The organism is Bacillus sp. XB1 (assembly GCF_053557995.1).
The window spans coordinates 39,155-59,857 of record NZ_JBNRIL010000003.1 but is presented as its reverse complement, the minus strand read 5'-3'; the positions used below and the strand labels follow the sequence as shown (position 1 = coordinate 59,857).

The window sequence follows — 20,703 nt, the reverse complement described above, 5'->3', positions numbered from 1 at the left end:
CCCAATCGCATAGATTGGGCCTTTTTGTTACGGCTGATTGCGCATAATCCACTCTGCATGAGCATTTGTAGAAGGTGGCGGATCAGTTGGTGTTTTATTTTGGTTTGTTGCTTTTTTTGTTTGTTCGTTAGAATTAGAATTTGAATCAGGACTTGAGTTGTTTTTTGTAGTTGGTTTTTTTGCTTTTTCTCCTAATTCTTTTTCAATTTCGTTACGCACCGTTTCTACACTGATTGGATCTGGAAGGAAGTAATAAATACCGCCTATCTTTTTGTCTTCGCCTTCAAGCTTTAACGTTTGCATTGTAGAAGGATCAAATCCAGAAAGTTTATTGTAAAGAGCAAGTCCGTCTGAAATAGGAATGTCGGTTTTTATATATTTTCCAACGACAGCTGTTAAATCTTTAATTTTAAATACAGTAGAGGTGGAGTTTAGCTTTTGGGCAACAGCGGCCAGTAATTGTCTTTGTCTAGCAGCTCGACCATAATCGCCATTTGGATCTTGCTTTCGCATACGGACATAAGCAAGTGCTTCTTCACCGTTTAAGTTTTGCTGTCCTTGCTTAAATTGAATTTTTTTGTAGTAATCCACGTCAGAGCGCTCCCAGAAATCGAAGGGTACGTCAACGGTAACACCGCCAACAGCATCAACGATACCTTTAAAGCCTTGGAAATCAATTTTAATATAATGGTCTACAGGAACTTTTAGAAAACCTTCTACAGTTTTGATTGCCATTTCCTCTCCACCGTAAGCATGGGCGGCATTAATTTTGTCTTCTTTTCCCTTTCCGACAATCGGAACGCGGCTATCACGAGGAATGCTCATAAGCGAAATCTTTTTAGTTTTCGGATTGACTGTTGCAAACATTAATGAGTCCGTACGACCATTTTGACCATCTGTCGCATAATCTTCTATACCCATAATGAGAATTGTAAAAGGTTCCTTTGTAATTTCTACATCTTCGTTTCTTAAATCCGATTTTTCACGAGTAAAACCACTATACATCCCCATAAGAGAAGAGTAAGAATTTAACACATAAACTCCTATGCTGCCAAATAAAAATGCGAAAATAAGGAAGAAGAAAAGTTTCCTTCTTCGCTTCTTTTTTATTCTGCTATTTTGGAGATGATAATAACGTTCTTCCATATATAATCTCCTTAGTTCGTTAGTTCATTTGTAGGGAAGTAATTCACTACATTAATCTTTGAAGGTGATAAATGGGTTATTCTTAGATAACATCTTGTTCTAAGTACAACATATCTCCTTCTGTAATTGTACATTTCCCGTTTGTTAATTCAATCATCCAATCTGTAAATGCTTGTTTGCCGTCTTCTTCTACATACGTATCAAATGTGACATTTTCTAGATAATGAATATCTTTAATGGCATATTTTGAATTGCGTAATTCATTTTCCACTTTGCCAAGTAATGTGTAATCAATCTCGGTTTGCATCACACGCATTAGTTTTCGATGGACAACACCGACATGATTAATGCCTTCGCTTGTACACTTTCCATATGCACGAATTAATCCACCTGCGCCAAGTTTAATGCCACCAAAATAGCGTGTTACGACGACGACGGTATCTTTTAGTCCGCGTTTTTTTAGTACCTCTAACATTGGTACGCCAGCTGTACCGCTAGGCTCACCGTCATCATTTGCTTTTTGAATATGATCTTGTTCGCCAATTAAATAAGCGGAACAATTATGTGTTGCATTCCAATGTTGTTTTTTTATTTTTTGTATAAATTCTTGAGCCTCTTCCTCAGTTGTTGCTCGGCTAATATAACAAATAAATCTTGATTTTTGAATGACGATTTCGTGTTCGCCGTAGTCTTTGATTGTAAAATATTGTAATAGCACTTGTGTACGCCCCTATCTATCAAAATGACTAGTACTTTCCATTTTAAAAGCGAGCCTTTTTATATTCAAACATTTTTTCTAAATATGCTGAAGTTTTTGGTGAGTATTTTATCTTTTTGTTGTAATTTGTCGAGATGGTAGGTATAATTTCAACCGGCATTTTCATGTATGGATGCACCATTTGTAGTTTTCGTGTAAAATTAGGAAATAAAACTTTTTATAAGGCAGGTACGAAAATGAAAATAGCTATTGTTACTGATAGTACGGCATATATACCGAAGCAAATTCGTGATGAACTCAATATATATATGATTCCATTAAACGTTGTGTTTGGAACAGAATCTTATCAAGAAGAAGCTGAAATTTCAGCAGATGATTTTTATGTGAAAGTACGTGAACAAGAGGAACTTCCAAAAACTTCTCAACCAGCAATCGGAAAGTTTGTTGAGCTATATGAAGAACTAGCTAAAGATTATGATGCAGTTATTAGTATTCACCTATCAAGTGGAATTAGTGGTACATATCAAACATCAACGACAGCTGGACAGATGGTAGAGGGTATTGATGTATACACGTATGACTCTGAAATTAGTTGTGAAGTACAAGGATTTTATGTGCGTGAAGGTGCAAAGTTAGCAAGTGAAGGAAAGAACCCGAAAGAGATTATCGCTCGTTTTGATGAAATGAAGAAAACGATGGACGCCTATTTTGTAGTTGATGATTTACATCATTTACAACGTGGTGGTCGATTAAATAGCGCGCAAGCTTTCATCGGCAGTCTGTTACAAGTGAAGCCAGTTTTATATTTTAGAGATAAAATCATTATTCCGTTTGAAAAGATTCGTACACGTAAAAAAGCATTAAAACGTATCATTGAAATTTTTGATGAGCAAGCAAGTAAAGGTGTACCTATGGAAGCAGTTATCATTCATGCGCAACGTGAAGAAGAAGCGAATGAATGGAAGAAAGAATTAGAAGCAAAATATCCTCACGTCACAATTCGTACAGGTTATTTTGGAGCTGTAATTGGTACGCACTTAGGTGAAGGTGCATTAGGTCTTGGATGGTATACGAAGTAATAAAGATATAAAAGCTCTCTTTTTAAGAGGGTTTTTTTACGGGTATGTTACGTTTAGTTGACAAGTTAATATTTGGAAATGGTAAAATGTACGTAAAATAAAATAATGAGGAAAGTTTTATAACTTACTTTTTACAAGAAACTATATTATAATAGAAGAGAGGTGAAACATATGGAGCATAATTCTTGTTTATGTCCAAAGTTTGAGTCAGCTTTTACTCTGCTTAGTAAGAAGTGGACTGGCTTAATTATTAAATCTTTGCTTGAAGAGTCGAAACGTTTTAGAGAAATCGCAGATATTATCCCAAATATGAGCGATCGTATGTTGTCAGAGCGTTTAAAGGAATTGGAAAGCGAGGGCATTGTAGTTCGTAATGTCTATCCAGAAGTACCAGTTCGAATCGAGTATGGCTTAACTGACAAGGGAAAAGCGTTAGAAAGTGTTATGGATGAGGTCCAAAATTGGGCTGAGAAATGGATGAAGTAGCATTTCATCTGTATTCGTATATTTAATAAAACGTAAGGAATTCCTTACGTTTTTTCTTTGTTTATAGAAGTGAGAAAAGTATATAAATTTCTACACATACATACAAAAATATACGCATTTTGCGCTAGAGCTACATATAATATTACATTTGTTTTACAAAAACGTAACATTAGCAAAAAAAATCCCGAATTATGGTATAAATTTTATAGGTTATATACGGAAAAAGAAAAAAGAAAGCGGTGTAAAAAATAAAATGAAAAAGCTAAAAATGGCATCTTGTGCATTAGTTGCAGGATTAATGTTTTCTGGGCTAACACCAAATGTATTTGCAGAAGATAAAATTTCTGATGTGAAATCACAAATTAACACGCAAAATGACACTTTACATAAACAACAACAAGAACGTGATGAATTACAAAAACAAATGAATGACTTAAACAAAACAATTCAAGGTTTAGATAAATCTGTTCAAGAGAATGCTGCAAAGCTTGATGAAACAACGAAAAAAGTTGCTGATACTGAGCAATTAATTGAAAAGAAAAATAAAGATATTGCAGAATTACAAACAAAGATTGCAAAACGTGAAGAGTTATTAAGAAAGCGTTTAGTTGCACTTCAAGAACAACCAAATACGAACGTTGTAACAGAAGTTCTTGTAAACTCTAAAAACGTTGCAGATTTAGTTGATCGTTTAACTTCTGTTTCTAAAATTCTTGAGTCTGATGAAGATATCATGAAAACACAACAAGAAGACCAAGCTAGTGTGAAAAAAGATGTTGCAACGGTAAAAGAAAAACAAAAAGAATTAAAAGAAGCACAAGCTCAAATTGAAACTGCTAAGAAAGAACTTGACGCTGAAAAAGAGAAAAAAGCAACAGCGGTAAACGATTTAAGCGGTAAAATGGATACAGTTGTAACTTCAATGACAAGTACGGAAGGTCAATTGAAAGAGCTTGAGAAACAAGCATTACAATTACAACGCATTGCCGAAGAAGAAGCACAAGCAAAAGCTGCACAAGAAGCTGCTGCTCAAAAACAAGCAGAGCAAGCTGCTAAAGATGCGCAAGCTCAACCAGCACAAGCACCTGCAGAGCAAGCTGCACCGGCAAACAATGGTGGACAAGCTCAAAAAGAAGAGCCTAAAAAAGAAGCACCTAAAAAGGAAGAGCCTAAGAAAGAAGAGCCTAAAAAAGAAGCACCTAAACAAGAAGAGAAAAAACCAGCTCCAAATGTGGGTGGCGTAATTGGTAAAGCGCAAAGCTACTTAGGTTTACCATATGTTTGGGGAAGTGCATCTCCATCAAATGGTGGTTTTGACTGTAGTGGATTCATTTCTTACATCTTTGGTGTAGGTCGTCAAGACGTTGCAGGTTACTGGAACTCAGTTTCTAAAGTAGGTAGCCCACAACCAGGAGACTTAGTATTCTTCCAAGGTACTTATAAAGCAGGCCCATCTCACATCGGTATTTACGTTGGTAATGGCCAAATGATCCATGCTAGCGATAAAGGAATTGCGTACGGTGATATTAACAGTTCGTATAACAAAAAACATTTCTTAGGATACGGTCGATTCTAGGATTTATAAAAGAATAAAACATGTGTATAAAGTCGATAGCTTACTATTTTATAAGTAGGTTATCGGCTTTTTTAAGTTTTTACGAGATGATGAGAAAGGTTTATAGTAGTGCCGAATTGTGGAGAAAACATACTGGGACATGCAGTTTGGATCTTGTCTAAAATCGTAAAAAATACCACCTGATTGGCAGGGGAATCAATTGGAATTTCAATTGTGACATCTGAGAATTTTGGAGCTAACGGGGATGGCGGAATAGAAGGTAGCCTGAATACTGTCAAATGATTTTTACTAAAAGGTGATCCAAAAGAAGTGTTAAATTTTTATAAATACTTAACTATACATGTTGTTTAGAATGTGTGTATGGACAGTGTTATTCCTATTAAAACATAAAATTCAATCGAAAATATATCGTTTCTAACATTAATTCCTAATGAAAAAAAAAATAAATAGATGTAGCAATGTCGTATGAGTTCCTAAGTTTCATAATTTCTCCTTTAAAACTAGTAGTGTTAGTTCTAAGACTTAATCTATATATTATTATATAAAGTTTCTAACTCTGAAAGACTCTACCTTAGTATCGAAGTATTTTTTAAATGGTGATATTTATAATAGTAGTTGTTTCTGAGAAAAATTAAGTGAACAAGATGTTCTGTTTCTTTCTGTAATAATATGTTACTATACGATTTATATATGGGGGAGTAATAGGGGTTATGTTTTCTAAGATAAAATTATTTATGAAATCGAAGTTAAGGAGGGAAGTCCCTACTGAATTTTTAATTAGTAAAGGGTTAAGGGTGGGGGAAAATTTTAAAAGGTTGGATCATTGTATTATAGACTATTCTCATTGTTGGCTAATTACCATTGAAGATAATGTTACATTTGCTCCTAGAGTACATATATTGGTGCATGATGCTAGTACAAAAACACATTTGAATTACACAAAATAAGTCTTGTAAGAATAGGGAATAATGTATTTATTGGCGCGAAAACAACCGTTCTTCCGAATGTGAAAATAGGAAATAATGTAGTAATTGGGGCTGGAAGTATAGTGACTAATGATATACCTGATAATTCATTAGCTGTTGGAAATCCAGCTCGTGTTATAGGAAGTACTGACGATTATTTAAAAAAAGAAAAAGATAAAATGAAAAGTAGAATGTTGTTTGATGAAAGTTGGACCGAAAGAGGTAATATATCTGAAGAAAAGAAAGAAGAGATGATTGAAAAACTAAAAGATGGAACAGGTTATGTAATTTAAACCATTAAATATAAAAAAAATTATTTTTAATAAAATATGGATTTTCAGAACGAAAAGAGTGGTTCTAATCTACTCTTTTTTATTTTCTGATATATTTTTTTGGAATTTACAATTAAAACGTAGTATGGAAACAAGAAGGGAGAAATATGAAATTCGTAAAAAAATTTAATTTGGGATTGAAAAGTAATTTCACATTAATAGTTTTATTATTTTTAGTTTTTAGCATAGTCGGATGTAACAAGGTAAAGGATGAAACACCTCTTCGTAAATATGCGTCCGATCATTCAGTGTTAATTGGAACGGCGATTAATACTTCTGCCTTTATGGAAGATGAAGAATATAAAAAAGTTGTAAAAAGAGAATTTAATGTAGTTACTTTAGAAAATGAGTTAAAATTCAAAAGTATACACCCTGAAATAGATAGATACGATTTTTCAAAATCTAATCGTCTAATAGATTTCGCTCTAGAAAATAACCAAAAGGTAAGAGGGCACACTTTAGTGTGGGGTAACACTCTCCCTGATTGGGTAACAAAAGGAGATTTTTCAAGGGAGCAACTCAAAGGAATCTTAAAAAAACATATTCAAACGGTGGTTGGTCAATATAAAGGGAAAGTGTATGCATGGGATGTTGTAAATGAAGCATTTAATGATGATGGAACACTGCGAGATAACTTTTTACTAAGGAAAATAGGACCAGAATATATCGAGTTATCATATCGATGGGCACATGAAGCAGATCCATCTGCTCTATTATTTTACAATGATGATAGAAATGATGAGTTGAATAAGAAATCTGATGCTATATATAATGTTTTTAAAGACTTTAAGCAGCGTAATGTGCCAATACATGGTATAGGATTCCAAATGCATAAGAGTATTGATAAGCCAATTAAGTATGAAGAGATTTCTAATAATATAAGACGATTAGCTAAAGTCGGTTTAAAAGTGGAAATAACTGAAATGGATGTTCAAGTTCAAAATAGTACTGGATCATTAGAGAAAACCTTAGAAAAACAAGCAGATATGTATAAGGATACCTTGAATGTCTGTCTTTCAAATGAAAATTGCAGTACGTTTGTAATGTGGGGTTTTACAGATAAATATACTTGGGTTCCTGAATATACAGGAAAAGATGATAAACCGCTTATTTTCGATGAAAATTACAATCCGAAACCAGCATATAAGGCAATTCAAGGTATGCTTTTGAAAAAATAGGTGATCTTTGAATGAAATATGACTTTTATAGATTAAGAGTAGTATGTAGCAATTTTTTTCTTTTTGTTTTGAAATGGAAAGTGTAAGGGAAATAAGCTGGAAAAATCAAAGATTCAAAACATGGAAATACACCTTGTAACTGTTAGGTATAAAATAATTATATTAGAAATACTACACATTATATTGAAGATATTCATGCATGATAAAGAAAACATTTCTTAGGATACGGTCGATTCTAGGATTTATAAAAGAATAAAAAACGTGTATAAAGTCGATAGCTTACTATTTTATAAGTAGGTTATCGGCTTTTTTAAGTTTTTACGAGATGATGAGAAAGGTTTATAGTAGTGCTGGAGGTGATTGTTGATGCTAGCGGGGAAACAGTTGCTATTAGAAGAACTTTCTTCAGATTTACAGAGGGAATTAAACGATTTGAAAAAGAAGGGAGAGATCGTATGTGTACAAGGTGTAAAAAAGAAGAATTCTAAATATATGTGCCAACGCTGCGGAAATGTAGATCGGCGGCTATTTGCGTCGTTTTTATGTAAAAGGTGCAGTAAAGTGTGCGCATATTGCCGGAAGTGTATAACGATGGGGAGAGTAAGTGAATGTGCTGTACTTGTTCGCGGGATTGCTGAAAGAAAGAGAGAAAAGAATTCAAATTTGTTACAGTGGAACGGGACGTTGTCTACTGGCCAGAATTTGGCGGCGCAAGGGGTTATAGAGGCTATTAAGCAAAAAGAATCATTTTTTATTTGGGCTGTATGCGGGGCTGGGAAAACAGAGATGTTGTTTTACGGAATTAACGAAGCGCTTCAAAAAGGAGAAAGAGTTTGTATCGCAACGCCGAGAACGGATGTTGTTCTGGAATTAGCGCCGAGATTGCAAGAAGTATTTCCATATATAAAGGTAGCGGCTTTATATGGAGGGAGTGTGGATAAAGAAAAAGATGCAGTACTAGTCGTTGCGACTACGCATCAATTATTACGTTATTATAGGGCGTTTCATGTCATGGTTGTAGATGAGATAGATGCGTTTCCATATTGTGCAGATCAAATGTTACAGTACGCGGTAAAACAAGCGATGAAAGAAAAAGCGGCGCGTATTTATTTAACTGCGACTCCAGATGAAACGTGGAAGCGAAAACTTAAACAAGGTAAACAAAAAGGTGTTATTGTTTCTGGACGATATCATCGTCATCCTTTGCCAGTTCCTTTATTTTGTTGGTGCGGGAATTGGAAAAAAAACCTCATTCATAAAAGAATTCCTCGAGTTTTACTACAGTGGTTACAAACATACTTAAATAAAAAATTCCCTATTTTTTTATTCGTCCCCCATGTGCGATATATAGAAGAAATAAGCTTGTTGTTAAAACCATTAAACAATCGAATTGAAGGTGTACATGCAGAAGATCCAGGGAGAAAAGAAAAAGTAGCGGCTTTCAGAAAGGGAGAAATCCCATTATTAGTTACAACGACAATTTTAGAGCGAGGCGTAACGGTGAAAAATTTGCAAGTTGCAGTTTTAGGGGCGGAAGAAGAAATATTTTCAGAAAGTGCGCTCGTACAAATTGCGGGCCGAGCAGGGCGGAGCTTTGAAGCACCGTATGGAGAGGTCATTTATTTTCACTATGGCAAGACAGAGGCGATGGTGCGCGCGAAAAAACATATTCAAGGTATGAATAAAAATGCGAAAGAACAAGGATTGATCGATTAATGCATTGTTTACTTTGTGATGAGTGTTTTGTAGAAAAGATTAGTTGGTACACTTTTTTTGTAAAGTGTCATAGAAAATATATATGTGATAGATGTGAGCAGAAACTTTCCTATATTATAGGAGAAATTTGCATGGAATGTGGGCGGCCTTTAGAATTTGTTCCTGCCTCATTTCAAGAAGACGTTATTTGTATAGATTGTATAAGGTGGATGAAAGAGGAGGAGTATCGTTCTTTTAAAAACCGTTCGTTATATATGTATGATGATGAGATGAAAGAAATAGTAGCGCAGTTTAAGTTTCGGGGGGATGCAGAGTTAGTGCACATTTTTTATCGTCCTTTTCGAAATTTATTTCAAAAGCATTTTGCCAATGTTTCAACTGTTATCGCTGTTCCGCTTAGTAAGGAAAGGGAAATTGAACGTGGTTTTAATCAAGCTGAGCTATTAGCAACTTGTTTGCCTGTCAAAATTTCTTATCCATCATTAAGAAGAAGGGAAACAGAAAAGCAAAGTAAGAAGACACGTAAAGAAAGGGTGTCAGGAAGCAATCCTTTTTATTTTCAGGGAGAAGAGATGTTTTCTGGGCAACATATTTTACTCGTTGATGACGTGTATACGACAGGGATTACAGTTAGGCAAATCGGAAGTTTGTTATATGAAAGAGGGGCAAGAGAAGTATCTAGTTTGACACTTTGTAGAAGTTAATATGGCAGTGTCGAAAGGGATAATAAAAAGGCGATAAGTCTTCTTTGACTTCATATGTTGTCATTCGTTATAGTCAAAATATGGGGCGAATGCCCTGATTTTTAGAGTGAAGGGAATGGAATGAACATGCAAGGAAGAGTGAAATGGTTCAATGCAGAAAAGGGATTTGGGTTTATTGAGCGTGAAGATGGTGACGATGTATTTGTCCATTTTTCTGCTATTCAACAAGATGGATATAAGTCATTAGAAGAAGGGCAACAAGTAGAGTTTGACATTGTAGATGGAGCACGTGGACCACAAGCAGCTAATGTTGTGAAACTGTAGGGTATATTGTTTTTGGAAGAGAAAGCTGCGTTTGTGGCAACGTTATATATATGTAGTAGAACCTCTTGTTTTTCGCAAGGGGTTTTTGTTATAGGGTAAGTTGTCAAAAAGTTGTTTCTTTTCTGTAACGAATTGTCCACAGAAACATTCGTTATTCACGATGTTAATAGGATAAAATAAAGATAGAAACGATGCATCTTTTCATTTCAACAAAAAACGATAAAAAAATTGCAATTCTACTAATTTTTTTAAAAAAGTTAGAAGGAGTTTTTAAGCCAATGTCGAAATTATAATACATAGGCTTGAAAGGAGGAATTCATCTATGAAATTCAACATTCGTGGTGAAAATATTGAAGTAACTCCAGCATTAAAGGAATATGTAGAGAAAAAACTAAGTAAGTTAGAGCGTTATTTTGATACATTCCCAGAGATTAAAGTTAATTTAAAAGTATACTCTGACAAGCAACGTGTCGAGGTAACAATACCATTTACTGATTTATTACTTCGTGCAGAAGAAACTAATAGCGATATGTACGCTGCTATCGATTTAGTAGTTGATAAAATTGAGCGACAAATTCGTAAACATAAAACAAAAGTAAATCGTAAGTTACGTGAGAAAGGTTCTATGAAAACGAACTTTATCCTTCCAGAAGCAGTAGCTGTTTTGGATGAGGTAGAAGAAGATGAATTAGAACTTGTACGTACAAAACGATTCGATTTAAAACCGATGGACGTTGAAGAGGCAATCCTACAAATGGATATGCTAGGACATAATTTCTTCGTCTTCACAAATGCTGATACAAACGAAACTAATGTTGTATATGGCCGTAAAGATGGGAAATACGGTTTAATCGAAACTAAATAATAATTCGAAAGCGCAGCCGAAATGGCTGCGCTTTTTTTGTATTTTTCGCAGCAAGGTTAAAAAAGTTTTATAAGTAGCCGATTTCATTAAGAAATGATTTTTAGGCGGTATTTCCTCAAAACAGCAGGAAAAAATTCGAAATTTAGAGAGGTGAGTTACTCTTTATTATTTGGAACAAGCATAGGAATATAGCTACCTTTACAAGTAATTCTTTGCTAGGGATATAGTATTGTTTTTAAAAATTTAACGAAATGTTCGCAAGTGTAAAAGTAATATTAAATATTCTGAAATCCATTGAAGGTGTGTTGAGGTGTTGTTACCATAATATTGTATTATATTGATTTTGTTCCTTCAGTGGAAAAATACAATCAATATAATGCTACAAATTATCGGAGGTGCTTTTAGTGGGAATTAAGAAAAAAAGTCGTTTTATGTTTGGATCTGTTTTATCGTTAGGTATTTTAGCTAGTACTTTCGCTTTAACCGAACCGGCTAAGGCTAGTACAAGGGATGACCATGTGAATTTTACCTTTAGACTTTGGAGTCCATATGATTATACTAATGCACGTCCTAAAGAGACGCCTACCTCTATGTATATGCGTGTGAAGAGCAGTGAGAAGGGCGGAGGTTCTTTCAATGTTTGGACAGAAGCAGATAAAAATAAAAATGCAGAAGATAGAAAATGGGTAAATGTTTCAGGTAAGCATGAAGGAACAGTGATACCAGGTAGAACATATCTTTTTCAAAATTATGCATATGAAAACCATGGGAAAAATGTGCCTGTGAGATTTGGTGGTTATTCTAGAGAAAATAATGCTTATCCTACTGCTTGGAGTCCTGATAGTGTAAGACCTAGTGGACCTTACATTGAATATTGATTTAGAAATTATAAATTGAAATTATTTATTTTATAGTGCTAGAAAAAGTCGTATAGTTTCAAATCCGGATTATACGACTTTTCCTGCTATTTCATTTTTAAAATAGGAGGAGCTGTAATGAGGTTTATTTCAAAATATATTTTAGTTTGTTTTTTTATATTGAGTATTAGTTTCTTAGTTTCTTGTCAAAAGAAAGTAGATGAACCTATTGTACATATTGAAGATACTTTAACGGAAAAAGATAATTTGAAAAGTATTGAATTAAAAGGAATTAACAAAAATACTATTTTTGAACAAGTGTTTTTGGAAAGTGAAAATGGTGATGATTTCTTTCAAGGACAAATAGAAAAAAATGATAGTTTAATAGAGGATAAGCTTTCAAATAAAAAATTGAAATTAGGAGTTATACCAGAAAATTATTATGTTTTTTTGACGGGTGTTACGAATAAGAAAAAACCAACGTATCTCTTGGGACGGATTGAACAAACTGATGGAGAAGTAATTCAGTGGAAACAAGAAGTTAAGAGTGTAAAAAGAAAAGGCACAAATGATGTTTATCAGTATGAAGTTGAGTTTCCTAAATTTGAAGGAGAGAGAGCAAATGTTTCTTTTCGTTACATTTGGTTAAATAAAGAAAAGAAATGTTATGGTGTTGCGGATCAATTGTTCATATTAAAAAAGATTTAAATTTAATGGTTTATGGAGGAGCTATAGATGAGTTACTTTTTAGGAAGGATTTTAAAAGGTAGGATGTTTTGGTTGTCTTTATTTATTATGTTAGTAATTGTTATTGCTCAATATATTGCTATGTTTGTGACAACTAAAGGATTTAACGATGCTGGGATTATAAAGGTATCCCCATATTTATCTAATATTTTATATTTTAATAGATTATCGTTTTATAGTGAGTTTTATTTACTTATATTTCCTATGCTTTCCGCAATGGCTGTAGCAGGGATTTATAGAATTGATAAAAATTATGGATTTATTTATCCTGTTATTTCTAAGATGGGAACATGTTATTATTTTAAGCTGCTTTATTTTATTAATTTTATTGTATCTTTTTTTATTATAAGTGTCCCTTTACTATTTAATTTTTATTTATATGTGATGACTTATCCAACAGTTGCTCCGCATCCAATATTAAATTATATGGCTTCTACTGTTTCGCCAACAGCTCAATTTCATATAGTTTATTATAAGTACCCTACTTTATATTTTCTAATGTATGTATTTTTAAATGGTTTATACGGTGCGGTTTTTTCGAGTTTAGCTTTATCAGTTTCGTTTTTTATAAAACGAGTTTATTTTATTTATTTAGTTCCATTTATTTTACATATTTTTTGGCTTGGTATTGGAAAAGGGATTCTCAATCCTAAAGATTATTTAATTAAAGATTTTGGCTTTTTTGAATTACAAATTTTTCTTAGTGTACTGTTATGTATTTGGTTTTGTTCTGTAGTTCTTTATTTACGGGGGAGTAGGAAGCATGTTCTTTTATAATGTTATGAAAGAAACTATAAGGATGAAATATGTTTGGTTAAGTATTCTTTTTGTACTTAATGTTAGTATCATTGGTTGCTTGTTCAATTATTTTGAACCCGGAATTGTAAAAGAGAAAATGAACGAATTGGAAGCTTTGTATAAGGTTATGTCGTTGTATAATTTGTCGACTATATTTATTCCTTTAACAATTGTTTTTTCTGTATATTCTATGTCGAACTTTTTTAGTATTTATGTTGTTTACAGAGTGAATAATGCATTGAAATTGGTTTCTATATATTATTTAAAATTATTCGTTTTTGTTTACTTTTTTGCTGGGAGTATGATTTTACAGTTGTTTTTGATGTCAACTATGATGGCTGTAACTAGTGTTGATGTAAATTATCCATTATTATTTTGCATTCAATTATTTGCGAGTGTTTTTATATGTATGATAAGTGCTTTATTGCAATTATTTTTACCTAGTTTACTTGTAATAATATGTATGATTACTGCTGTTTTATTAGATAGATTTATATTACATGGATTTTTATTTACAAATGCTTTTTATATAAATGTCTTTGAAGATGCTACTGGTTTATTTATACGCTTATTTGGCTGTTTTTTTATCTTTTTTATAAGTGTATGGATTTTATCTAAAAAAAGTTATATTTCTATGAATGATGAGACAGAGGTGGTCTAGTTTACATTATGATCTTATATTATTTGTTAAAAAGAGATTTATATGTAAGGTTTCGAGATTCCATCAAGATAATGGTTTTTTTATTCTTAATTTACGCTATTATTGCAATTGCCTTTTTATACAATCAGCCTCTTAGTAATGGTAAAGAATCTGTATTAGTAGATGTTACCTTTTATCGATTTTTTCATGGAGTAGATTTTGTGGATTTATCTTATTTTTATAAGGAGGGGCGATTTTCTATCCCTTTTTATTGGATATTCTTTCAAATCACTCCTTTGTTGCTTGTAGGGAATTTTGCTTTTTCAGATATTCAACAGAATGGTGTTTATTTATTTCCTCGTGTTAAGAAGAAGCATTTCCTGTGGTTAACGAAAATATTATCTTTGTTTTTTTATATAATTATTATTTGGATTGGTATGTATTTTATTTGGTTTAGCGCTTACTATTTGCTTTCTTTAGGCGAGTATAATTTTTTAAATTTATATAGTCAATTTCCTTATAAGATATTAGGTACTATGCTAATTCAAATAATTATAAGCTTTTTATTAGCTTTGATTTTTGAGTTTTTAACTTTTTATATACCGATAACTATTGTTTTTGTACTAATGTTGTTGTACCTATTTTTGTCTATTTTCTTTCATAGTATTTATTTTTTAGGCTCTTTTGTTATGCCAAATCGTTGGTATTTTGTTGATCACAGTTCAATTCAATTGACTTTAGGTAATAATCAATCTATTCAATATAATGATTTACTTTTAATAGGAGTAGTAATTGTTGTTGTAATGATTTTATTAGGTAGTTTTTGTTTTAAAAAACTAGATGTGATAGGTGAATAATTTATGGACAATTATATTAAATGTGAATGTATGACGAAAAGATTAAAAGGAAATATTGTGTTAGATAATATTAGTTTGTCAGTAAAAAAAGGCGAATTTTTAGTTTTGAAGGGGCATAATGGCTCTGGTAAAACGATGATTTTACGCGCTATATCAGGGTTAATGCGCTTGAATTCTGGAGTTGTTTATATAGATAATGAAATGATTGGAAAACAAAAGCAATTTCCTGATTCTATGGGAATATTGATTGAATATCCAAGTTTTATTCCAGGGTATACTGGTTTTCAGAATTTGAAATTTTTATCATCGATTAACAATAAAATCTCCGATGAGGAGATTTATAATATTATTCAAAGGGTTGGACTTGATAAAACAGATAAGAGAAAGTATAAAAGATACTCTTTAGGTATGAAACAACGTTTAGGGATAGCGCAAGCTTTAATGGAACAACCAAAATTACTGTTATTAGACGAGCCAACTAATGCTTTAGATAGTGATGGGATAAAAGATGTTTTAGATATTTTGAAAGTAGAAAAAGCCAAGGGAACGACTATTGTTGTAGCCAGTCATGATGTGCATGTTCTAGATAATGAAATGGTAGATCGTATTGTACATGTTAATAATGGAAAGTTGGTAGATTAAGAGTGACGAGAAAACATATCTTAATAAGTATTGGATTGTGTCTGTTGCTATGTATATTTGCTAGTTTATTAAGATTTAAAACATTAAATCTTAATAATGAATCTTATAAAGTGGTAAAAGATGAGTTTTTATCTAATAGAACTTTTGAAGATGGGCAAGGAGTTACGTTTCATGCACTCAATCCTCTTGATCCTACAAAAGTTTATGATCCCTATGAAGACCGTGAAGTAGTGACGTATGTTTTACCTTTAGATATTACAAATACAACAAATCGAGATATTAACTTGCTTAGTAATAAGTCTATTTCCGATACAATGTTTTATTCTAAAATAGGTGAGTTTTATAATTTAATCCCTTATTCAATGGAATTACCTAAAAAATATCAGTTTGATCCTGTAATACCTGCTGGTAAAACAGTACGAGGGTATATAGGGACAAATTATTTTATAGGAGATGACCCTTATAAAAATTATAAAAACTTTTCAAATGAATCAACTAAAGTGAAATTCATTTCTTGTATAAAAGATAAGGAAGGGAAATATCATGAATTAGAAATACCGATAAATTAATAAAATTTATGATTGATACAGCTATATTTTAATGGTGTTTGTAGATCTTGCAACATAACAATATCTTTTAAAGTCGGAGTTTTTTTGTAGGTGTAAGTATCTATGGATGCTGCACCTGCAAAGTTTCCGGCTTTTTGTAATTGTTGATTTAGATTTTATTAAGGAACTTCTGGTAGTCATATTCTTTAAAAGGAAACTTGAAAGAATATGACTTAGATTTAATACGAAATTTGTAACGTGAAATTGAAATAGCGAGACAGAGAAAAGGAACGTAACAAATGAAATAAAAACTTTTTTTGAATATAAGGCCCGACATCTTGCCGATTGTTGTCATAGTTATAAGACAAGTGTTACAATTATCATTAGGTATATACATTTTAGTTTTTTTAATTAGGAGAAAAATTGGCATAACATACATTTGATTTTTATAACGACTGATTGTAATAGAGAAAAAGAAAAACAATCGGAAGTTTTATTTTAATAAAAAGAGGAGCGTATTTCCTATGATCGGTATTTTAAAAAAGGTGTTTGATGTAAATCAACGCCAAATTAAACGTATGCAAAAGACAGTTGAGCAAATTGATGCATTAGAGTCATCTATTAAGCCACTAACTGATGAACAATTAAAAGGAAAGACGCTTGAATTTAAAGAACGTCTAACAAAAGGTGAAACAGTAGATGATTTACTACCTGAAGCTTTTGCAGTTGTTCGCGAAGCGGCAACTCGTGTTCTTGGAATGCGTCCATATGGCGTACAGTTAATGGGTGGTATTGCCTTACATGAAGGGAATATTTCTGAGATGAAAACGGGTGAAGGTAAAACGTTAACATCTACATTACCTGTATATTTAAATGCTTTAACAGGAAAAGGTGTTCATGTTGTTACAGTCAATGAATATTTAGCACAACGTGATGCGAGCGAAATGGGACAACTTCATGAGTTCCTTGGCTTAACGGTAGGAATTAACTTAAATAGTATGTCACGCGAAGAGAAACAAGAGGCTTATGCTGCTGATATTACGTATAGCACAAATAATGAGCTTGGATTCGATTACTTACGTGATAACATGGTTTTATATAAAGAGCAGTGCGTTCAACGTCCACTTCACTTTGCTATTATCGATGAAGTCGATTCTATTTTAGTCGATGAAGCACGTACGCCGCTTATTATTTCAGGACAAGCTCAAAAATCAACAGAGCTATACATGTTTGCAAATGCATTTGTTCGTACGTTAGAAAATGAAAAAGATTATTCATTTGATGTGAAAACGAAAAATGTAATGCTAACAGAAGATGGTATTACGAAAGCGGAGAAAGCTTTCCATATTGAAAACTTATTCGATTTAAAACATGTAGCACTTCTTCACCATATTAATCAGGGGCTTCGTGCACACGTTGTTATGCACCGTGATACAGATTATGTTGTACAAGAAGGCGAAATCGTAATTGTAGACCAATTCACTGGTCGTCTTATGAAAGGTCGTCGTTATAGCGAAGGATTACACCAAGCGATTGAAGCAAAAGAAGGTGTAGAAATTCAAAATGAAAGCATGACGCTTGCAACAATTACATTCCAGAACTACTTCCGTATGTATGAAAAATTATCTGGTATGACTGGTACAGCGAAAACAGAGGAAGAGGAATTCCGTAACATTTACAATATGAACGTTATTGTAATTCCGACAAACAAACCGATTATTCGTGATGATCGTGCCGATTTAATCTTTAAATCAATGGAAGGTAAGTTCAATGCTGTTGTTGAGGATATTGTAAATCGTCATAAAAAAGGACAACCTGTTCTTGTAGGTACAGTTGCAATTGAAACTTCAGAGCTTATTTCAAAAATGTTAACGCGTAAAGGTGTACGTCATAACATCTTAAATGCGAAAAACCATGCTCGTGAAGCAGATATCATTGCAGAGGCTGGTATGAAAGGTGCTGTAACAATCGCGACGAACATGGCAGGTCGTGGTACAGATATTAAGCTTGGAGACGATGTGAAAAACGTTGGTTTAGCAGTTATCGGTACAGAGCGTCACGAAAGTCGTCGTATTGATAATCAGTTACGTGGTCGTGCTGGTCGTCAAGGGGACCCTGGTGTTACGCAGTTCTACTTATCGATGGAAGATGAATTAATGCGCCGATTTGGTTCAGATAATATGAAAGCAATGATGGACCGCCTTGGTATGGATGATTCTCAGCCGATTGAAAGTAAAATGGTTTCTCGTGCGGTAGAATCTGCACAAAAACGTGTTGAAGGAAATAACTATGATGCACGTAAGCAGTTACTGCAATATGATGATGTACTTCGTCAACAACGTGAAGTTATTTACAAACAGCGTCAAGAGGTAATGGAGTCTGACAACTTACGCGGCATTATTGAAGGTATGATGAAATCTACAGTAGAACGTGCTGTTGCCCTTCATACGCAAGAGGAAATTGAAGAAGATTGGAACATTAAAGGTCTTGTTGACTACTTAAATACAAACCTTCTTCAAGACGGAGATGTAAAAGAAGAAGAATTACGTCGCCTTGCTCCTGAGGAAATGAGCGAACCGATTATCGCGAAATTAATAGAGCGATACAATGAAAAAGAAAAGCTTATGCCAGAAGAGCAAATGCGTGAGTTTGAGAAGGTTGTTGTATTCCGCGTTGTAGATACGAAATGGACAGAGCATATTGATGCAATGGATCACCTTCGTGAAGGTATTCATTTACGTGCTTACGGTCAAATCGATCCACTTCGTGAGTACCAAATGGAAGGGTTCGCGATGTTCGAGTCAATGGTTGCTTCTATTGAAGAGGAAATTTCTCGTTACATTATGAAAGCTGAAATTGAACAAAACTTAGAACGTCAAGAAGTTGTTCAAGGTGAAGCTGTTCATCCTTCTAGCGATGGCGAAGAAGCAAAGAAAAAGCCAGTTGTAAAAGGTGACCAAGTGGGCCGCAACGATTTATGTAAATGTGGTAGCGGTAAAAAATATAAAAACTGCTGTGGTATCGTTCAGTAATATAGGACGGTAGCTTTGGCTGTTTTGCAAACTTTTATATCAAAAATGTATAATTAAGAAGGATTAAACTCTCTCCGTAATAAGTGGAGAGAGTTTCCCTTGTTTTCATACGAAAGTAACAGCAATTACATAGAGGTGAAGGAAATGGAATTAGTAGAAATTAGACAGGAATTAGAGAAAATGGCTAAGCGATTAGCGGCTTTTAGGGGGTCTCTTTGACCTCCCTACTAAGGAGAAACAAATTGCAGAATTAGAAGAAAAAATGATGGGCGCAGGATTTTGGGATGACCAACAAGGCGCACAAGCTGTAATTAATGAAGCGAATGCGTTAAAAGATATGGTTGGAAAGTTCCGTCAGTTAGATGAGACGTTTGAAAATTTAGAAATCACGCATGAGCTTTTAAAAGAAGAGTATGATGAAGATTTACATGAGGAATTAGAATCAGAAGTAAAAGGCTTAATTCAAGAAATGAATGAGTATGAGCTTCAGTTACTATTAAGTGATCCTTATGATAAAAATAATGCGATTTTAGAATTACATCCAGGTGCAGGTGGAACTGAGTCACAAGACTGGGGTTCTATGTTATTACGTATGTACACACGCTGGGCTGAAAAACGCGGATTCAAAGTAGAAACGGTTGATTATTTACCAGGTGATGAAGCTGGTATTAAGAGTGTAACTTTATTAATTAAAGGTCATAACGCTTACGGTTACTTAAAAGCAGAGAAAGGTGTACATCGTCTTGTACGTATTTCACCATTCGATTCTTCAGGGCGCCGTCATACATCGTTCGTATCTTGTGAAGTTGTACCAGAGTTCAATGATGAAGTTGAAATCGAAGTACGTACAGAAGACTTAAAAATTGATACGTACCGAGCAAGTGGAGCTGGTGGGCAGCACGTAAATACGACAGATTCAGCAGTTCGTATTACACATACACCGACAAATACGGTTGTAACATGTCAGTCGGAGCGTTCTCAAATTAAAAACCGTGAGCATGCGATGAAAATGTTAAAAGCGAAATTATATCAAAAGAAACTAGAAGAGCAACAAGCAGAATTAGATGAAATTCGCGGAGAGCAAAAAGAAATCGGATGGGGTAGCCAAATCCGTTCTTACGTATTCCACCCGTATTCTCTTGTAAAAGACCATCGTACAAATACGGAGGTTGGTAACGTACAAGCTGTTATGGATGGAGAGATTGATCCATTTATTGATGCTTACTTACGTTCTCGTATCTAATAAGCGAAAAAAAGCCAACGAAATTGTTGGCGCATGCTGAGGACAATAGAGGATATAAAGAATTTGATTCTATTTTTATAGATGAAGTAAAGAGGAAGAGAAGTTGGAAACGACAACTTCTCTTTTTGATGGGATTATATGTAGATTACAATGCTGTATATTGTTTTGTAAAAAGTAGAGAATAGTAAAATAGAGCGGTAATAGGGTAAAGATTTATATAGAACTTTTCTAATTTTCCTTTTAAAAAGGA

At 33.5% G+C, this 20,703-nt stretch carries 20 protein-coding genes and 1 pseudogene; 19 read left to right on the top strand and 2 right to left on the bottom strand.

Features of this window, described 5'->3' with window-relative positions; all coding sequences use genetic code 11:
- Positions 1-27 precede the first annotated feature (27 nt).
- On the bottom strand, positions 28-1,146 hold the full coding sequence (locus ACK1U5_RS21555; protein ID WP_000392785.1) for an LCP family protein: 1,119 nt from the start codon (positions 1,144-1,146) through the stop codon (positions 28-30).
- A gap of 82 nt (positions 1,147-1,228) precedes the next feature.
- A complete protein-coding gene (locus ACK1U5_RS21550) occupies positions 1,229-1,864 on the bottom strand; it encodes a YigZ family protein (protein WP_069605025.1) in 636 nt (211 codons plus the stop codon).
- 236 nt (positions 1,865-2,100) lie between these two features.
- Here ACK1U5_RS21550 and ACK1U5_RS21545 point away from each other — a divergent pair, with 236 nt between their 5' ends.
- From ACK1U5_RS21545 to prfB, 19 genes and pseudogenes are all read left to right on the top strand, one after another.
- Entirely contained in the window at positions 2,101-2,943 is an 843-nt protein-coding gene (locus ACK1U5_RS21545; protein ID WP_000684725.1) for a DegV family protein, read from the top strand.
- 171 nt (positions 2,944-3,114) lie between these two features.
- Positions 3,115-3,429 (top strand): winged helix-turn-helix transcriptional regulator, encoded by a 315-nt coding sequence (locus tag ACK1U5_RS21540; RefSeq protein ID WP_000400857.1) that lies wholly within the window; start codon positions 3,115-3,117, stop codon positions 3,427-3,429.
- 148 nt (positions 3,430-3,577) lie between these two features.
- Positions 3,578-5,005 (top strand): C40 family peptidase, encoded by a 1,428-nt coding sequence (locus ACK1U5_RS21535; RefSeq protein ID WP_069605024.1) that lies wholly within the window; start codon positions 3,578-3,580, stop codon positions 5,003-5,005.
- 943 nt (positions 5,006-5,948) lie between these two features.
- A pseudogene (locus tag ACK1U5_RS21530) lies at positions 5,949-6,014 on the top strand (hypothetical protein); the annotation flags it as partial.
- A gap of 39 nt (positions 6,015-6,053) precedes the next feature.
- Positions 6,054-6,263, top strand: coding sequence for a hypothetical protein (locus ACK1U5_RS21525; protein WP_269769369.1), 210 nt, complete (start codon positions 6,054-6,056; stop codon positions 6,261-6,263).
- 146 nt (positions 6,264-6,409) lie between these two features.
- Complete coding sequence (locus ACK1U5_RS21520) at positions 6,410-7,480, top strand: endo-1,4-beta-xylanase (RefSeq protein ID WP_061139627.1); 1,071 nt, start codon at positions 6,410-6,412, stop codon at positions 7,478-7,480.
- A gap of 366 nt (positions 7,481-7,846) precedes the next feature.
- A complete protein-coding gene (gene comFA / locus ACK1U5_RS21515) occupies positions 7,847-9,196 on the top strand; it encodes an ATP-dependent helicase ComFA (RefSeq protein WP_000879428.1) in 1,350 nt (449 codons plus the stop codon).
- Positions 9,196-9,900 (top strand): ComF family protein, encoded by a 705-nt coding sequence (locus tag ACK1U5_RS21510; protein ID WP_069605023.1) that lies wholly within the window; start codon positions 9,196-9,198, stop codon positions 9,898-9,900. The genes comFA and ACK1U5_RS21510 overlap by 1 nt, the downstream gene beginning before the upstream one ends.
- A gap of 126 nt (positions 9,901-10,026) precedes the next feature.
- Complete coding sequence (gene cspC / locus ACK1U5_RS21505; RefSeq protein WP_001990088.1) at positions 10,027-10,224, top strand: cold shock protein CspC; 198 nt, start codon at positions 10,027-10,029, stop codon at positions 10,222-10,224.
- A 322-nt stretch (positions 10,225-10,546) separates the two neighbouring features.
- Complete coding sequence (gene hpf, locus ACK1U5_RS21500) at positions 10,547-11,089, top strand: ribosome hibernation-promoting factor, HPF/YfiA family (RefSeq protein ID WP_000671186.1); 543 nt, start codon at positions 10,547-10,549, stop codon at positions 11,087-11,089.
- A gap of 404 nt (positions 11,090-11,493) precedes the next feature.
- Positions 11,494-11,967 (top strand): hypothetical protein, encoded by a 474-nt coding sequence (locus tag ACK1U5_RS21495; RefSeq protein ID WP_000511548.1) that lies wholly within the window; start codon positions 11,494-11,496, stop codon positions 11,965-11,967.
- A 117-nt stretch (positions 11,968-12,084) separates the two neighbouring features.
- On the top strand, positions 12,085-12,654 hold the full coding sequence (locus ACK1U5_RS21490; protein ID WP_001211058.1) for a hypothetical protein: 570 nt from the start codon (positions 12,085-12,087) through the stop codon (positions 12,652-12,654).
- A gap of 27 nt (positions 12,655-12,681) precedes the next feature.
- Positions 12,682-13,470, top strand: a complete 789-nt coding sequence (locus ACK1U5_RS21485) for a hypothetical protein (protein ID WP_000120044.1) — start codon at positions 12,682-12,684, stop codon at positions 13,468-13,470.
- Positions 13,457-14,152 (top strand): hypothetical protein, encoded by a 696-nt coding sequence (locus ACK1U5_RS21480; RefSeq protein WP_000466510.1) that lies wholly within the window; start codon positions 13,457-13,459, stop codon positions 14,150-14,152. The genes ACK1U5_RS21485 and ACK1U5_RS21480 overlap by 14 nt, the downstream gene beginning before the upstream one ends.
- A gap of 71 nt (positions 14,153-14,223) precedes the next feature.
- Positions 14,224-14,988 (top strand): hypothetical protein, encoded by a 765-nt coding sequence (locus ACK1U5_RS21475; RefSeq protein ID WP_033667451.1) that lies wholly within the window; start codon positions 14,224-14,226, stop codon positions 14,986-14,988.
- Positions 14,989-14,991: 3 nt separating this feature from the next.
- Positions 14,992-15,630 carry an ATP-binding cassette domain-containing protein gene (locus ACK1U5_RS21470; RefSeq protein WP_048568611.1) on the top strand — a complete coding sequence of 213 codons (639 nt, stop codon included), beginning with the start codon at positions 14,992-14,994 and terminating at the stop codon, positions 15,628-15,630.
- 41 nt (positions 15,631-15,671) lie between these two features.
- Positions 15,672-16,199, top strand: a complete 528-nt coding sequence (locus ACK1U5_RS21465) for a hypothetical protein (RefSeq protein ID WP_033671094.1) — start codon at positions 15,672-15,674, stop codon at positions 16,197-16,199.
- 503 nt (positions 16,200-16,702) lie between these two features.
- Positions 16,703-19,210: a preprotein translocase subunit SecA gene (gene secA, locus ACK1U5_RS21460; RefSeq protein WP_000579387.1), complete on the top strand. Its 2,508-nt coding sequence runs from the start codon at positions 16,703-16,705 to the stop codon at positions 19,208-19,210.
- A gap of 144 nt (positions 19,211-19,354) precedes the next feature.
- A protein-coding gene (gene prfB, locus ACK1U5_RS21455) for a peptide chain release factor 2 (RefSeq protein ID WP_096001716.1) occupies positions 19,355-20,453 on the top strand; the annotation gives its coding sequence in 2 pieces (ribosomal slippage) (positions 19,355-19,426 and positions 19,428-20,453; 1,098 coding nt in all).
- Positions 20,454-20,703 lie beyond the last annotated feature (250 nt).

Bases quoted from the DNA above. Each gene is read 5' to 3' on its own strand.
- ACK1U5_RS21555 (WP_000392785.1), bottom strand. From the start codon at position 1,146: ATGGAAGAACGTTATTATCATCTCCAAAATAGCAGAATAAAAAAGAAG.
- ACK1U5_RS21545 (WP_000684725.1), top strand. From the start codon at position 2,101: ATGAAAATAGCTATTGTTACTGATAGTACGGCATATATACCGAAGCAA.
- ACK1U5_RS21540 (WP_000400857.1), top strand. From the start codon at position 3,115: ATGGAGCATAATTCTTGTTTATGTCCAAAGTTTGAGTCAGCTTTTACT.
- ACK1U5_RS21520 (WP_061139627.1), top strand. From the start codon at position 6,410: ATGAAATTCGTAAAAAAATTTAATTTGGGATTGAAAAGTAATTTCACA.
- comFA (WP_000879428.1), top strand. From the start codon at position 7,847: ATGCTAGCGGGGAAACAGTTGCTATTAGAAGAACTTTCTTCAGATTTA.
- ACK1U5_RS21510 (WP_069605023.1), top strand. From the start codon at position 9,196: ATGCATTGTTTACTTTGTGATGAGTGTTTTGTAGAAAAGATTAGTTGG.
- cspC (WP_001990088.1), top strand. From the start codon at position 10,027: ATGCAAGGAAGAGTGAAATGGTTCAATGCAGAAAAGGGATTTGGGTTT.
- hpf (WP_000671186.1), top strand. From the start codon at position 10,547: ATGAAATTCAACATTCGTGGTGAAAATATTGAAGTAACTCCAGCATTA.
- ACK1U5_RS21490 (WP_001211058.1), top strand. From the start codon at position 12,085: ATGAGGTTTATTTCAAAATATATTTTAGTTTGTTTTTTTATATTGAGT.
- ACK1U5_RS21485 (WP_000120044.1), top strand. From the start codon at position 12,682: ATGAGTTACTTTTTAGGAAGGATTTTAAAAGGTAGGATGTTTTGGTTG.
- ACK1U5_RS21480 (WP_000466510.1), top strand. From the start codon at position 13,457: ATGTTCTTTTATAATGTTATGAAAGAAACTATAAGGATGAAATATGTT.
- ACK1U5_RS21475 (WP_033667451.1), top strand. From the start codon at position 14,224: ATGGTTTTTTTATTCTTAATTTACGCTATTATTGCAATTGCCTTTTTA.
- ACK1U5_RS21470 (WP_048568611.1), top strand. From the start codon at position 14,992: ATGGACAATTATATTAAATGTGAATGTATGACGAAAAGATTAAAAGGA.
- secA (WP_000579387.1), top strand. From the start codon at position 16,703: ATGATCGGTATTTTAAAAAAGGTGTTTGATGTAAATCAACGCCAAATT.